Origin of the sequence: Amycolatopsis silviterrae (genome assembly GCF_042684085.1) — a bacterium.
GTDB classification, from domain to species: Bacteria; Actinomycetota; Actinomycetes; order Mycobacteriales; family Pseudonocardiaceae; genus Amycolatopsis; species Amycolatopsis silviterrae.
Genome location: NZ_JBHUKS010000006.1, coordinates 478939 through 495748, shown reverse-complemented (window position 1 = coordinate 495748; position 16810 = coordinate 478939). Strand labels below are relative to the sequence as shown.

The following is a 16810-nucleotide window of genomic DNA, read 5'->3' as shown; positions in this document are numbered from 1 at the left end:
GGCCCAGTTCGACGAACACGGCGACCCCGTCCGCGGCCAGTGCCGCGACGCCGTCGGCGAACCGCACGGTGGCGCGGGCGTGCGCGGTCCAGTACCGCGGATCGCGCAGCTGCTCGGCGGTCGCGAGAGCGCCCGTCACGGTGGACACCAGCGGGATCTCCGGCGCGCGGCAGGCGAGCCCGGCGGCGGCGAGCGCGAACTGGCCCAGCATCGGATCCACGCGGGGCGAATGGAAAGCGTGGCTCACCGCGAGCCGCTTGCACTTGCGGCCGCCCGCTTCGAACCGCGCGGCGACGGCCAGGACGTCTTGTTCGTCGCCGGAGACGACCAGCGACGCCGGTCCGTTGATCGCGGCGATCGAGACTCCCGCCGTCAGGTGCGGCGCGACCTCGTCCTCGCTCGCCTCCAGCGAGACCATCGCCCCGCCCTCGGGCAGCGCCTGCATCAGCCGGCCGCGGGCGGCCACCAGCGCGCAGGCGTCTTCCAGCGAGAAAACCCCGGCGACATGCGCGGCGGCGATCTCCCCGATCGAGTGGCCCGCGACGCGATCGGGCCGGATCCCCCACGACTCGACAAGGCGGAACAGGGCGACTTCCAGCGCGAACAGCGCCGGCTGGGTGTAGGCGGTGGTGTTCAGCAGATCGGCCTCGGGGGTGCCTGCCCCGGCGAAGACGATTTCCCGCAGCGGGCGGTCCAGCTCGAGGTCGAAGCACGCCGCCGCGGCGTCGAAAGCCTCGGCGTAAACCTCGAACCGCTCGTACAGTTCGCTGCCCATGCCGGGCCGCTGGCTGCCCTGTCCGGTGAACAGGAACGCGACGCGGCCGGCGACCGGAGAGCCCTGGACGAGGCCGCTCGCCGGGAGGCCGTCGCGCAGCGCGGTCAAGCCCCGGATCAGTTCGCCGTGCTCGCCCGCCACCACGGCGGCGCGGCGTTCAAAGCTCGAGCGCGAGGTGGCCAGTGAGAACGCGAGATCGGTCAGGTGCACGTCAGGCCGATTCTCCACCAGCGACAGCACCTGGGCGGCCTGCGCGCGCAGCGCCTGCTCGGTCCGCCCGGACAGCAGGACCGGCACCGCGCCCTCGACGGGTTCGCCGGCGGGGACGCCGGTCGCGGGCACCTGTTCCAGCACGGTGTGCACGTTGGTGCCACTCAGCCCGAACGACGAGATCCCGGCCCGGCGCGGACGGCCGGTGCCGGGCCATTCGACCTGTTCGGTCAGCAGCCGGACCGCGCCCGCGGACCAGTCCACATGCGACGAAGGCACGTCGGCGTGCAGGGTTTTCGGGACCACCCCGTGCCGCAGCGCCGCCACGGTCTTGATCACGCTCGCCACCCCGGAGGCCATCTGCGTGTGCCCGATGTTCGACTTCACCGAGCCCAGCAGCAGCGGACGCTCGCGGTCCTGCCCGTAGGTCGCGAGGATCGCCTGCGCTTCGATCGGGTCGCCGAGCGCGGTGCCGGTGCCGTGTCCTTCGAGGACGTCGACCTCCGAAGCGGCGAGCCCCGAGTTGGCCAGCGCCTCGCGGATCACCCGTTGCTGGGACGGGCCGTTCGGCGCGGTGAGGCCGTTGGACGCGCCGTCGGAGTTGACCGCCGAACCCCGCACCACGGCCAGCACCTGGTGTCCGTTGCGCTCCGCGTCGGACAACCGCTCGACGAGCACCAGTCCGGCCCCCTCGGCGAGGCTCATGCCGTCCGCCGAGTCCGAGTAGGCCTTGCAGCGGCCGTCGGCGGCCATCGCGCGCTGCCTGCTGAAGCCGACGAACGCGTTGGGCGTGGCCATCACGCTGACCCCGCCCGCCAGCGCGAGCGAGCTTTCGCCGCTGCGCACGGACTGGCAGGCCAGATGCAGCGCCACCAGCGAGGACGAGCACGCGGTGTCCAGCGTGACCGCAGGGCCTTCCAGCCCGAGCAGATACGACACCCGGCCGGAGAGGATGCTCGGCAGCGTGCCGGTGACCAGGTGCCCTTCGGAGCTTTCCGCGGCGCTCTCGCCGACGGCGTCGTAGTCCTGGTAGCTGGCGCCGATGAACGTGCCGGTCCGGCTCCCGCGCAGGGCGGCGGGATCGATCCCGGCCCGTTCGAAGGCCTCCCACGCCGTTTCCAGCAGGATCCGCTGCTGCGGGTCCATCGCCAGCGCCTCCCGCGGCGAGATGCCGAAGAAACCGGGGTCGAATCCGGCGACGTCGGTCAAGAACCCGCCCCGGGTCGAGTAGGTCTTGCCAGGGCGGTCCGGATCGGGGTCGAACAGCGCGTCCTCGTCCCAGCCGCGGTCGGCGGGGAAGCCGGAGATGACGTCCGCGCCGCGGGCGACCAGGTCCCACAGGTCCTCCGGGGAATTCACCCCGCCCGGGAAGCGGCAGCTCATCCCGATGATCGCGATCGGCTCGCCGGTCCGCGCGCCTGCCGCGGCCGGCGCGGCCGCCGCCGACGGCGCGCCGCCGATCCGCGAGCGCAGGAACCCGGCGAGCGCGACCGGGCTCGGGTAGTCGAACACCATCGTGCTGGGCAGCGCCAGCCCGGTGGCGGCGGCCAGCCGGTTGCGCAGATCCACCGCGGTCAGCGAGTCGAACCCGGCGTCGCGGAACGCCCGCCGCTCGGCGAGCGCGCCGGCGGACTCGTGCCCCAGCACCGTCGCCGCTTCCGCACGGACGAGGTCGAGCAGCGCGCGATCCTGTTCGGCGGCGGGCAGCGCCCGCAGGCCGGCGGCGAACTCGCCGTCCCCGGCGACGGCCGTGGCCTCCGCCGCGGCGGCGAGCCGGCGCACCTGGGGCACCTCGGCGAACAGCTCCGTCGGCCGGACCGAGGTGTAGACGGGGTGGTACCGCGCCCAGTCGATGTCGGCGATCGCGACCGCCGGGTCGGCCGCCTCCAGCGCGCGCCGGAGCCCGGACAGCGCGAGCGCGGGCTCCATGAACACCAGGCCGCTGCGGCGGATCTGCCCGGGGTCGACCCGGCCGAGTTCCCGGTCATCGGCCCAGATGCCCCACGAGATCGAGGTCGCCGGGAGCCCGCGGGCGCGGCGGTTCTCCGCCAGCGCGGCCAGGTAGGCGTTCCCGGCCACGTAAGCGGCGTGCTGCCCGCTCCCCCACAGCCCCGCGGTCGACGAGTAGAGCACGAACGCGTCGAGGTCTTCGCCTGCCAGCAGTTCGTCGAGGTGCCGCGCGCCCAGCACCTTCGCCCGCACGACCCGCGCGAACGCCGCCAGGTCGGTGTCCTCGATCGAGGCGAGTTCGATGACCGCGGCGGTGTGCACGACGGTGCGCACGGTCCGGCCGGCGGACTTCAGCCCGTCCAGCAGCCCGGCGACCGAGGCGCGGTCGGCCACGTCGCAGGCGACGATTTCCGCCTCGGCGCCGAGACCGGTCAGCTCGGCCAGGAGTCCGGGCGCGCCGGGCGCTTCGATCCCGCGCCTGCTGGCGAGCACGATGTGCTCGGCGCCCTGTTCGGCCAGCCAGCGCGCCAGATGCTTGGCCAGGGTGCCGGTGCCGCCGGTGACCAGCGTGGTGCCGCGCGGGCGCCACGCGCGGGCCGGGTCCGGTTCGCCGGCCGGGGCGGGAACCACCCTCCGGGCGAGCACGCCCGACGAGCGGATCGCGAGCTGGTCCTCGCCGGTCGTCCCGGCCAGCACGGCCGCCAGCCGCCGGGCGCCGCGCTCGTCGAGGCGCTCCGGGAGGTCGACGACGCCGCCCCAGCGGTGCGGAGCCTCGACCGCCGCGGTCCAGCCGAGGCCGAGCACCTGCGCCTGCGGCGGATGGGGCGCCCGGTCCGCGCGGCCGGTGGCGACCGCGCCGCGGGTGAGACCCCACAGCGGAGCGTCGAGTCCGGCGTCGCCGAGTGCCTGGATCAGCGTGACGCTCAGCGCCAGGCCGAGCGCGAGTTCGGGGTGGCGTTCGCTCGGCTGTTCCGCGAAAGCCAGCGTCGAGACCACCCCGGACACCTCGGCGAACGCAGCCAGGCGGCCGGCCAGTACCGCGCGGTCGCCCGCCTGCTCGTCCAGCACCAGTCGTTCGGCCCGTGCACCGTGATTTTCCAGCGTTGCGGTGATTTCGGCGTCGTCGACGCCTTCGGCCGACACCACCAGCCAGGTCCCGGACAGCACGGCCGGGGACCCGGCCTTGACCGGCCTCCAGACCGCGCGGTAACGCCAAGAGTCCACTGTGGACAGCTCCTGGCGCTTGCGGCGCCACGAGGACAGCGCGGGAAGCACAGCGGCCAGCGACGCGCCGTCGACGTCCAGCCGCGCGCTCAGCGACTCGACGTCCTCCTCCTCGAGGGCGTTCCACAGCTCCGCGTCGGCGGAGTCCACTGTGGACTCGGCAGGCCGCTCGGCCGCGACGGCGTAGAAGTTCTCCCGTTGGAACGCGTAGGTCGGCAGCTCGACGCGACGGGCTCCGGCGAACAGGTCCGGCCAGTCGACCCGCACCCCGCGCACGAAGACCTCGGCCAGCGAAGCCAGGAACCGGCTCGCGGTGCCCTGGTCGCGGCGCAGCGATCCGGCGGCCACCGCCTTCACCCCGGCCGCGTCCGCGATGTCCTGCACCGGGGCGGTCAGCACCGGATGCGGGCTGGCTTCGACGAACGCGCGGTAGCCCTGGGCGATCAGCTCGGCGATCGCGGGCGCGAACCGGACCCGCTGGCGGAGATTGCGGTACCAGTAGCCCGCGTCCAGCGCGGCGGTGTCGAGCCAGTCGCCGGTCACCGTCGAGAAGAACGGCACCTCGGCGGCCCGCGGGCGGACCTCGGCCAGCACCCGCAGAAGCTCCGCTTCGAGCAGTTCGACCTGTGCGGAGTGCGACGCGTAGTCCACGGCGATCCGGCGCACCCGGATCTCTTCCGCGGTCAGCTCGTCGAACAGCGTGTCGAGCGGTTCGGGCGCTCCGGCCACGACGACCGAGTTCGGCCCGTTGACCGCCGCGACCGAGATTTCCGCGCCACGACCGGAAAGCCGCGCTTCGACGTCGTCGACCGGCAGGGCGACCGACAGCATGGCGCCGCGGCCGGCCAGGGTGCGGCCGATCGCCTGGCTGCGCAGCGCGACGATCCGCGCGCCGTCGGACAGCGACAGCGCGCCCGCCACGACGGCGGCGGCGATCTCGCCCTGCGAGTGGCCCGCCACGGCGGCGGGCTCGACCCCGTGCGAACGCCACAGCTCCGCCAGCGAAACCATCACCGCCCACGTGGCGGGCTGGACGACGTCGACGCGGTCGAGCGCCGGCGCCCCGTCGGCCTGGCGCAGCACCTCGGGCAACGACCACTCGACGAACGGCGACAACGCGGCCGCGCACTCGGCGACGCGCGCGGCGAAGACGGGCGACTCGTCCATCAGGCGGGCGCCCATTCCGGCCCACTGCGAACCCTGGCCGGGGAACACGAAGACCGTGCGGCCCCCGACGTCGGCGATCCCGCTCACGACTTCGGCCGCGGAACCGCCCCGGCTCCATGCCTCCAGCGCCGCCCCCGCCCCGGCGCGGTCGGCGCCGAGGACCACCGCGCGGTGGTCGAAGAGCGTGCGCGAGGTCACCAGCGAATAGCCGAGGTCGGCCAGCGGGGCGTCCATCGCGGACTTCAGCGCCGCGGCCTGTCCCCGCAGCGCGGCCGGGGATTTCGCCGACAGCACCAGCGGGACGACCCGGGACGGGGCGGCGGGCGCCGCCGGGACCTCGGCGGGAACCGCTTCCGGGACGTGTTCGAGAATCGTGTGCGCGTTGGTGCCGCTGATGCCGAACGAGGACACCGCGCAGCGGCGCGGGCGGCCGGTCTCCGGCCATTCCGCCGCTTCGGAGAGCAGCGAGATCGTGCCCGGCGACCAGTCGATGCGCGTCGACGGGGTTTCGGCGTTCCGCGTGCTCGGCAGCATTCCGTGGCGCATCGCCAGTACCATCTTGATCACGCTCGCGACCCCGGCCGCCGACTGCGTGTGCCCGATGTTGGTCTTGATCGAGCCGAGCAGCAGCGGGCGCGCCGGGTCGCGGTCGCGGCCGTAGGTCGCCTGCAGCGCCTGCGCCTCGATCGGATCGCCCAGCGCGGTGCCGGTGCCGTGGCCCTCGACCGCGTCGATGTCCGAGGCGGACAGACCCGCGCCGGCCAGCGCCTGCCGGATGACGCGCTGCTGCGACGGCCCGTTCGGCGCGGTCAGGCCGTTCGACGCGCCGTCGGAGTTGACCGCCGAGCCCCGTACCGCCGCCAGCACCGGATGCCCGTTGCGGCGCGCGTCGGAGAGCCGCTCCACCAGCACCAGCCCGACCCCCTCGGCGAGGATCATGCCGTCCGCGCCGTCGCCGAACGCCTTGGTGCGGCCGTCGGCGGCGATCGCCCGCTGCCTGCTGAAGGCGATGAACGGACCGGGGCTGGCCATCACGTGCGCGCCGCCGGCCAGCGCCAGCGAGCTTTCGCCGCTGCGCAGCGACCGGCAGGCGAGATGCAGCGCCACCAGCGAAGACGAGCACGCGGTGTCGACGGTGACCGCGGGGCCTTCCAGCCCGAACGAATAGGCCAGGCGACCGGACAGGACGCTCGGGCTGGTCCCGGTGACCATCATGCCCTCGGACCCGCCGAGATCCGCACCGGCGCCGTAGTCCTGGTAGCTGGCGCCGACGAACGTGCCGGTGTCGCTGCCGCGGAGGGTTTCCGGGTCGATCCCGGCCCGTTCGAAGGCCTCCCACGCGGTCTCCAGCAGGAGCCGCTGCTGCGGGTCCATCGCCAGCGCCTCGCGCGGGGAGATCCCGAAGAACCCGGGGTCGAACCCGGCCGCGTCGTGCAGGAACCCGCCCTGGGTCGAGTAGGTCCTGCCCGGCCGGTCCGGGTCCGGGTCGTAGAGGCCCTCGCCGTCCCAGCCCCGGTCGGCGGGGAAGCCGGTGATCGCGTCGCCGCCCTCGGACACGAGATCCCACAACTGCTCGGGCGAGCGGACACCGCCCGGGAAGCGGCAGCTCATGCCGACGATGACGATCGGGTCGTCGTCGAGCGGGGCGGCGGTCCGCTCGATCGCACCGGCGTCGCTGGCTCCGAGCGCCTCGGCGCGCAGGAACGCGGCCAGCGCGGCCGGGTTCGGGTAGTCGAAGGCCAGTGTGGCAGGCAGGGCCAGGCCGGTCGCCCTGGCCAGCCGCTTGCGCAGTTCCACCGCTGTCATCGAGTCGAACCCGGCGTCGCGGAACGGCTGCCGCTCCGGGACGGCCTCGGCAGATCCGTGCCCGAGCACCACGGCCGCTTCGGTGCGGACGAGTTCGAGCAGCAGCCGGTGCTGTTCGGGCTCCGCCGCCGCGCGCAGGCGAGCTGCGAACGCGGAATCTCCGGCCGCGGGTTCGGCGTCGAGCGCGGCGCGGGCTTCGGGCAGGTCGCCGAGCAACGGGCTGGGCCGCCCCGAGACGAAGACCGGGAAGTACCGCGCCCAGTCGACGTCGGCGACGGTCACCGCGACGTCCTGTTGTGCCACCGCGCGCCGGAGTTCGGCGATCGCGGCTTCGGGAGGCAGCGGGGAAAGCCCTTGGCGGGCGAGATCGCCGGAAACCGCGTCGGCGGCGGCCATCCCGCCGCCGGCCCACGGTCCCCAGGCGATCGACGTCGCGGCCAGGCCGCGAGATCGCCGCTGTTCGGCGAGCGCGTCGAGACAGGCGTTCCCCGCCGCGTAGGCACTCTGGCCGCCGCTGCCCCACACCCCGGCGATCGAGGAGAAGAGCACGAAGAAGTCGAGTGCGGTCTCGCCGAGCAGGTCGTCGAGGTTGACCGCGCCGGACACCTTGGCCGACATGATCCCGGCGAAGGTTTCGACATCGGTCTCGTCCAGCGGCGACAACTGGCCGGCGCCCGCGGCGTGCACCACGCCGGTGAGCGGGTGCTCGGCCGGGATCCGGTCCAGCGCCGCCGCCAGGCTCTCCCGATCGGCGATGTCGCAGGACACGATGTCGACGCGCGCGCCCAACGCCGCCAGTTCGCCGCGCAGGTCGGCCGCGCCGGGCGCGTCCTCGCCGCGGCGGCTGAGCAGGATCAGGTTTTCCGCACCGCTGCCGGCGAGCCAGCGCGCGCACTCGGCGCCGAGCGCGCCGGTCCCGCCGGTCACCAGCACGCTGCCGCCGGCGGTGAACTCGCCGGACGGCTCGTCCACCGGACGGCTCGCGAGCCGGCGGCCGGACGCGCCGCCGGAGCGGACGGCGACCTGGTCCTCGCCGTCGAGCCCGGCGAGGACGCCCGCCGTGGCCCGGGCCGCGGCGCCGTCCAGCGTCGCGGGCAGGTCGATCAGGCCGCCCCAGCGCCGCGGATGCTCCAGCGCCGCGACCCGGCCGAGGCCCCACACCGCGGCCTGGCGCGGACTCGGGCCGGGGTCGCCGTGCGCGGCCGCGACGGCTCCTCTGGTCACCGCCCACAGCGGGGCGTCAAGCCCGGCGTCTCCGGCCGCCTGGATGAGCGCGATCGTCAGCGCCAGGCCGCGGGAGAGCACCGGGAACTCGTCGTCGGCCTGCTCGTCCGCGGCGAGCAGCGAGACGATTCCCGTGACGTTCCCTGCTTCTTCGGCGAGCCGGGAAGCGAGCGCGGCGCGGCTGGTGCCCGACTCGCCGATGCCGAAACGGCAGACCTCGGCACCGTGCACGGCGAGCGCGGCGGAGACTTCCGCGGCGGCCTCGTCGCCGGTCCGGTCGCTGGTGACGAGCAGCCAGGAGCCCCCGAGTTCGGGAGCGGCCGGGAGCCGGAGCGGCTTCCAGTCGACGCGGTAGCGCCACGAGTCGAGCAGAGACCGCTCCCGCGCGCCCTGGCGCCACGAGGCGAAGGCGGGCAAAACCGAACCGAGCGCGGAAAGCTGCTCCTCGCGCAGGCCCAGCAGCGCCGCGAGCCGATCGGCGTCGCCGCGTTCGACGGCAGCCCACAACCGTTCGTCGGCCGGGTCCGTCCCGGCGGCCGCCGGGACGTTCTCCGGCCAGTAGACCTCGTGCTGGAAGGCATAGGTCGGAAGATCGGCCTTGCGCGCGCCGGAGCCGGCGAAAAACGCGGACCAGTCGAGTGCGATGCCGCGGACGTGCAGGCGCGCCAGCGCATCGGCCAGCGCGAGTTCTTCCGGCCGGTCCCCCCGCCGGGCCGGCACGGCTTCGGCCTCCGGATCGGTCTCGCCGGCCAGCACCTCCTCGGCCATCGCGGAGAGCACACCGTCCGGGCCGAGTTCGAAGAACGTGGTCAGGCCCGAGTCCCGCAGCGTGCGGACGCCGTCGGCGAACCGCACGGTGGCACGCACGTGCTCGACCCAGTAATCCGGGGAGCACATCTGCTCGGCGGTGCCGAACCCACCGGTCACATTGGACACCAGCGGAAGCTCCGGGTCCGCATAGGACAGTCCCGCCGCGACCGCGCGGAACTCGTCGAGCATCGCGTCCATGTGCGAGGAGTGGAACGCATGGCTCACCTTCAGGCGCTTGGTCTTGCGGCCGCGTTCGCCGAAGCGGGCGGCGAGCGCGAGCACCGCGTCTTCGTCGCCGGAGACGACCACCGAGGCGGGTCCGTTGACCGCCGCCAGCGACACCCCGTCGGCCAGCAGCGGGCCGACCTCGTCCGCTCCGGCCCGCAGCGACGCCATCGCGCCGCGACCGGCCGGCAATGCCGCCATCAGCTTCGCCCTGGCCGCGACCAGCGCGCAGGCGTCGGCCAGCGAAAACACTCCGGCGACATGTGCCGCGGCCAGCTCGCCGATCGAGTGGCCCGCGACCGCGGCGGGCCGGACGCCCCAGGACTCCAGCAGCCGGAAGAGCGCGACCTCGAACGCGAACAGCGCCGGCTGGGTCCAGTCCGTGCGGTTCAGCAGCTCCGCTTCGGCAGTGCCTTCCGCGGCGAAAAGAATCTCGGGCAACGGCCGCTCGAGGGAATCGCCGAACTGCGCGGCGATCTCGCCGAGTGCCGCGGCGAACACCGGGAACCGTGCCGCGAGCGCCCGTCCCATGCCCGGCCGCTGGCTGCCCTGCCCGGCGAAGAGCAGCGCGGGCTTGGACCCGCCGCCCGCCTCGCCTTCGACCAGCCCGCGCGCCGACGCGTCCGAACTCAGCGCGGCCAGCCCGGCCAGCAACTCGTCGCGGTCCGCGCCGACGACTGCCGCACGCCGGTCGAACGCCGTGCGGGTGGTGGCCAGCGACAGCGCGACATCGGCCGGGTGCAGCTCCGGATCGGACTCCACGGCGGACTTGAGCGCGGCGGCCTGCGCACGCAGCGCTTCCCGGGTCTTTCCGGACACCAGCCACGGCAGGACCGGCTCGCCGCCGGGCCGCTCCGGCCGCACGACGGCGGGGGCTTCCTCGACGATCAGGTGCGCGTTGGTCCCGCTGATCCCGAACGACGAGATCCCGGCGCGGCGCGGACGGCCGGCGTCCGGCCACGCGGTCTCCTCCGACACCAGCTCGACCGCGCCGGCCGTCCAGTCCACTTCGGACGAAGGAACGCCGGCGTGCAGCGTCCGCGGCAGCACCCCGTGGCGCATCGCCAGCACCATCTTGATGACGCCTGCCGCCCCGGCCGCCGCCTGGGTGTGGCCGAGGTTGGACTTCACCGAGCCCAGCAGCAGCGGCCGTTGTCCGTCCCGGTCCCGGCCGTAGGTGGCCAGCAGCGCCTGCGCCTCGATCGGGTCGCCGAGGCGGGTGCCGGTGCCGTGCGCCTCCACCGCGTCGACGTCCGAAGCCGACAGCCCGGCACTTGCCAGTGCCTGACGGATCACCCGTTGCTGTGCCGGGCCGTTCGGCGCGGTCAGGCCGTTCGACGCGCCGTCGGAGTTCACCGCGGAGCCGCGCACGACCGCCAGCACCTCGTGCCCGTTGCGCCGGGCGTCGGAAAGACGCTCCAGGACGAGGACGCCGACCCCTTCGGCCCAGCCGACGCCGTCGGCGGAGTCCGAAAAGGACTTGCAGCGGCCGTCGGGGGAAAGCCCGCGCTGCCGCGCGAATTCGATCAGCGCGGCCGGCGTCGACATCACCGTCACACCGCCCGCGAGCGCCAGCGAACACTCCCCCGCGCGCAGCGCCTGCATCGCCCAGTGCATCGCGACCAGCGACGACGAGCACGCGGTGTCGACGGTGACCGCCGGGCCTTCCAGCCCCAGCGTGTAGGAAACGCGCCCGGACGCCACGCTCGGCGAGGTCCCGCTCCCCTGGAACCCTTCGAACCCGCCGCCGGCCAGCACCGCGCCGTAGTCGTTGTACATCACCCCGGCGAACACGCCGGTCTGGCTGCCGCGCAACGACACCGGATCGATCCCGGCGCGCTCGACCGCCTCCCACGAAGCCTCCAGCAGCAACCGCTGCTGCGCGTCGGTCGCCATCGCCTCGCGCGGGCTCATGCCGAAGAAGCCCGGGTCGAATGCGCCGGCGTCGTGCAGGAAACCGCCGGACCGCGTGTAGGTCGTGCCCGGATGGTCCGGGTCCGGGTGATAGAGCGAGCCCAGGTCCCAGCCGCGGTTCACCGGGAAGCCCGAGACGGCGTCGGCGCCTTCGCGCACGAGCCGCCACAGGTCTTCCGGCGAAGCCACCCCGCCGGGATACCGGCAGCTCATGCCCACGATCGCGATCGGGTCATCGGCGAGCGGCGGGCGCGGGCGGCCGTCGGACGGGGCACCGGACGCGGAGTCCGGATCCGTCAGCTCGGCGAGCACGTGCGCGGCCAGCGCGTGCGCGGTCGGGTAGTCGAAGACCACCGTGGCCGAAGCGCGGAGGCCGGTGACGCGGCTGAGCCGATTGCGCAGCTCGACGGCCGTCAGGGAGTCGAAACCGAGGTCGGCGAACGCGCGGCCGGGATCGACGGCGGCGGCTCCGGCGTGCCCCAGGGTCGCGGCGACCTCGGTGCGCACCAGGTCCAGCACCGTGTCGGCGCGCTCGGCCGCGGTGAGCCGGGCAAGCCGCTGGACCAGCGCGGACGCCGGGCCGGCACCGGCGACCACGGCGCGGCGGCCGGAGGTCCTGACGAGCCCGCGCAGCAGCGGCGGCACGTCGCCGATCGCCCGCAGCGCGCCCAGGTCGAACCGGACCGGCAGCACCAGCGCTTCCGGCGCCGACAGCGCTGCGTCGAACAGCGAAACGCCCTGCTCCGCGGAGATCGGCGGCGTACCCGCCCGCGCCAGGCGCTCCAGGTCGGCGTCGGTCAGTGCGGCGGTCATCCCGCCGGACCCGGCCCACGGGCCCCAGGCCAGCGAGACTCCGGGCAGGCCCGCACCGCGACGGTGCGCGGCAAGTGCGTCGAGGAAGGCGTTGGCAGCCGCGTAGTTCGCCTGCCCGGCGGCACCGAAGGTGCCGGCGACCGAGGAAAAGACGACGAACGCGGTGAGCGGGAGCGCGCGCGTCAGTTCGTGCAGATTCCAGGCAGCGTCGACCTTCGGCGTCAGAACGACGTCGAGACGCTCTGGCGTGAGCGCTGAGACAACGCCGTCGTCGAGCACTCCCGCGGTGTGCAGCACGCCGGTCAACGGGTGTTCGGCCGGAACCGACGCCAGCACCTCGGCGATGGCGGCGCGGTCGGCGACGTCGCAGGCGACGACGGCGAGTTCGGCACCCTGTCGGGCCAGTTCGGCCACGAGTTCGGCGGCGCCCGGGGCGGCGGTGCCCCGGCGGCTCAGCAGCAGGAGGCGACGAACGCCGTGCGCGGCAACGAGATGCCGGGCGAAGACGCCGCCGAGACCGTCCGCGCTCCCGGTGACGAGGACGGTGCCGTCCGCGCTCCACGGTGTTTCTTCCGGCGCCACCGGGGAAACGCGGGCCAGGCGGGCCCGCAGCACGACGCCGTCGCGGATCATCACCTGCGGTTCGGCCACCGCCAGCGCCGGGACGAACCCGGCCGCCGAAGTCGTCTCCGGGTCGAGGTCGAGCAGGACGAATCGGCCGGGATGCTCGTTCTGGCAAGCCCGGAGCAGACCCCGCACCGCAGCCGCGGCCAGATCGCCTTGGTCGGCTCCGCGGGTCACGAAGACCAGCCGCGACTGCTCGAACCGCTCGTCGGCCAGCCACGCCTGGACCTGGCTCAACGCTTCGGCGGCCAAGCGGTGCGTCTCAGCGGCGACCTCGCTTCCGTTCCCGCGCAACGGGATCAGCACAATCTCCGGAACCGCGTCGCCGGACCAGACCGGGCCGGGTTCGGCCTCGACGGCGACGCCCGCTTCGCGAACGGCGCCGGCCAGGCCGAAGACGTCCTCGCCCAGCACGCCGATCGACGCAGGTGCCGTTGCCTGGCCGGTGTGCGCTTTCTTCCAGCCGAGGGTGAACAACGAATCCCGCTCGACCCCGGAGGACCCGGCGTTGCCGTCCGCCGCGCGCACCACGAGGGTGTCGATCAAGGCGACGGGTTCGCCGGCCGCGTCGGCCACCGCGACGGAGACGGTGTCGTCGGCCAGTTTGGCGATCTTGACCCGAGCCGCCGAGGCACCGGTGGCGTAGAGCGAAACGCCTTCCCAGGCGAACGGAAGACCGCCGGTCACGCCGGCGAAACCCAAGGCGTGCAAAGCGGAATCGAGAAGTGCGGGGTGAATGCCGAACGCCTCGGCGTCCTCGCCCTCCGGCAGGGTCAGCTCGGCGAAGACCTCGTCCCCGCGCCGCCACGCGGCGGTGAGGCCGCGGAATGCCTGCCCGTACTCGAAACCGACGCCGGCGAGCCGGTCGTAATGCCCGTCGAGGTCGAGCGCCGCCGAACCGGCCGGCGGCCAGACGGCGAAGTCCTCGTCGGGCACCGCGCCGGCGGGCTCGGCCGAAAGCAGTCCAGTCGCGTGCTGGACCCACGGCAGGTCGGCCGCCTCGGCGACGTCGTCGGGCCGGGAGTGGAGGGAGATCGAGCGGCTGCCGGACTCGTCCGGCGGACCGACCCAGACCTGGACCTGGACGCCGCCGTGCTCGGGCAGCGCCAGCGGCGCGGCGAGGGCGAGTTCCTCGACCCGCTCGCAGCCGACCTCGTCCCCGGCCCGGATCGCCAGTTCCAGGAACGCCGTGCCCGGCAGGAGGACCGCACCGCCGACAGCGTGGTCGGCCAGCCACGGGTGCGTCTGCCGGGAAAGGCGGCCGGTCAGCAGGAACCCGTCCGGCCCGGCCAGCGCGACGGCCGCCGTGAGCAGCGGATGGCTCGCCGCGCCCAAACCCGCCGCGCGCAGTTCGCCGGCCTCGGCGGCCCGGGCCTTCGGCCAGAACCGCCGGTGCTGGAAGGCGTAGGTCGGCAAGTCCGCCCGGCGGGCGCCGGTGCCCGCGAAGAAGGCGTCCCACCCGATCCGGACGCCGTGCGCGTGCATGCCGCCCGCCGCCGCCGTGATCGCGGGGACCTCGGGACGGCCGGCCCGCAGCGCCGGGAAGACGGCCGCGTCGTCCAGGCAGGACTGGACCATGGCGGAGAGCACTCCGTCCGGGCCGAGTTCGACGAACACTTCGCCGCCGTGGTCGTGCAGCCAGCCGACGCCGTCGGCGAACCGGACGGTGCGGCGGGCCTGATCCGCCCAGTAGCCCGCGTCGCCGGCTTGTTCGGCCGTCATCGGCTCGCCGGTCACCGTCGACACGATCGGGATCAGCGGCGGCTGCGGGGAAAGCCCCGCCACGACCTCGCGGTACTCGCCGAGCATCGGGTCGAGATCGGGCGAATGGAACGCGTGCGAGACCGCCAGCTTCCGGGTCTTGCGGCCCAGCGCCGCGAAATGCGACGCGATCTCCTCGACCGCTTCGCGGTCGCCCGACACCACCACCGAGGCCGGACCGTTGACCGCGGCGATCGAAACCAGGTCCGCCCGGTCCTCGACGAGCGGGGCCGCTTCGGCCTCCGACACCTGCAGCGAGACCATCGACCCGGTGCCCGGCAGCGCCTGCATCAGGCGGCCGCGGGCGGCCACCAGCGCGGCCGCTTCTTCGACGCCGAAGACCCCGGCCGCGTGTGCCGCGGCCAGCTCGCCGATCGAATGCCCGATCAGGAAATCCGGTGTGCAGCCCCAGCTTTCCAGCAGCCGGAACAGCGCGACCTCGACCGCGAACAACGCGGGCTGGGCGTATTCGGTCCGCTCGAGGACCTCGGCCCGCTCGCCCCACATCACGTCCTTCAGCGGACGGTCGAGGTGCTCGTCGAGGGCCGCGGCGACCAGGTCCAGCGCGTCGGCGAACGCCGGGAAACGCGCGGCGAGCTCCCGGCCCATGCCCAGCCGCTGCGCACCCTGCCCGGTGAACAAGAACGCGAGTTTCGGCTTGCCCTGGACGGTTCCCCGGACCAGCCCCGGCGCCGAACCGTCCCCGGCCAGCGCGGTCAGCCCGGCCACCGCCGTTTCGCGGTCGAGAGCGGTCAGCACCGCGCGGTGCTCGAAACTCGCCCTCGCGGTGGCCAGCGAGTACCCCAGATCGGCCAGCTCGGCGTCCGGGTGCTCGTCCACAAAGGACAGCAGGTTCGCGGCCTGCGCCCGCAGCGCTTCGGCCGTCTTGCCGGACACCGGCAACGGCACCGCGCCGGGCTCGGCGCGCCTCGCCGCCGGGGGCCCGGCGACCGGAGCCTGCTCGATGATGGTGTGCGCATTGGTGCCGCTGATGCCGAACGAAGAGATCCCGGCCCGGCGCGGTTCGCCGGTCTCCGGCCACGGAACCTGCTCGGCGACCAGCTCCACCGAGCCCGCCGTCCAGTCCACATGGGACGACGGCGTGCCCACGTGCAGCGTGCGGGGCACCACGCCGTGCCGCATCGCCAGCACCAGCTTGATCACCCCGGCGACCCCGGCGGCGGCCTGGGTGTGGCCGAGATTCGACTTCACCGAACCGAGCAGCAGCGGACGCGCCGCGTCCCGCTCGCGCCCGTACGTCGCCAGAAGCGCCTGCGCCTCCACCGGATCGCCCAGGGTCGTGCCGGTCCCGTGCGCGTCCACGACGTCGACCTCGGCCGCGGTGAGCCGCGCGTTGACCAGCGCCTCCCGGATGACCCGTTGCTGCGAAGGGCCGTTCGGCGCGGTCAGGCCGTTCGACGCGCCGTCGGAGTTGACCGCGGAGCCGCGCACGACCGCCAGCACTTCGTGCCCATTGCGCTCGGCGTCGGAAAGACGCTCCAGGACAAGGACCCCGGCCCCCTCCGACCATCCGGTTCCGCTCGCGTCGTCGGAAAACGAACGGCAGCGGCCGTCCGCAGCGAGGCCGCCCTGACGATTCATCTCGACGAAGGTCGCCGGACTGGACATCACGGTGACGCCGCCGGCCAGCGCCAGCGAACACTCGTCCGCGCGCAGGGCCTGGGTCGCGAAGTGCAGTGCGACCAACGACGACGAACACGCGGTGTCCACTGTCACCGCGGGACCGACCAGGCCGAAGGTGTAGGACAGCCGTCCGGACAACACGCTGGTGGTGGCGCCGGTCAGCTGGAAGCCTTCGGCCCCCTCGCCTGGACCGACCCGGTAATCCTGGGCCATCGCGCCGACGAACACGCCGGTCCGGCTCCCCCGCACCGCGGCGGGATCGAGCCCGGCCCGTTCCAAGGCCTCCCAAGCGGTTTCCAGCAGCACCCGCTGCTGCGGGTCCATCGCGAGTGCCTCGCGCGGCGAGATCCCGAAGAAGTCCGCGTCGAATTCGGCGGCGCCGCGGAGGAATCCGCCCGCCCCGGCTCCGGCCGCGCCCAACCCCTGGTCCGCCAGCTCCCAGCCCCGGTCGAGCGGGAAACCCGAGATGCCGTCCGCGCCGTCCGCCAGCAGCCGCCACAGGTCTTCCGGCGAAGCCACCCCGCCGGGGAACCGGCAGCCCATGCCGACGACGGCGATCGGCTCGGCGGCGGCTTCTTCGAGTTCGCCCACCCGCTGCCGGTACCGCCGCAGATCGGCACTGGCCCGCTTGAGATAGTCCCTGAGCTTCTGTTCGTTGTCCAT

Annotated in this window: 1 protein-coding gene (cut by a window edge); it reads right to left on the bottom strand. The window is 74.1% G+C overall.

What is annotated here, in order from left to right; all coding sequences use genetic code 11:
• Positions 1 to 16810, bottom strand: the 5' portion of a protein-coding gene (locus ACFSVL_RS11140) for a type I polyketide synthase (protein WP_378303144.1). It extends 11147 nt beyond the left edge of the window; 16810 of the gene's 27957 nt are visible here — the first part of the coding sequence; its start codon is at positions 16808 to 16810; the stop codon falls past the left edge of the window.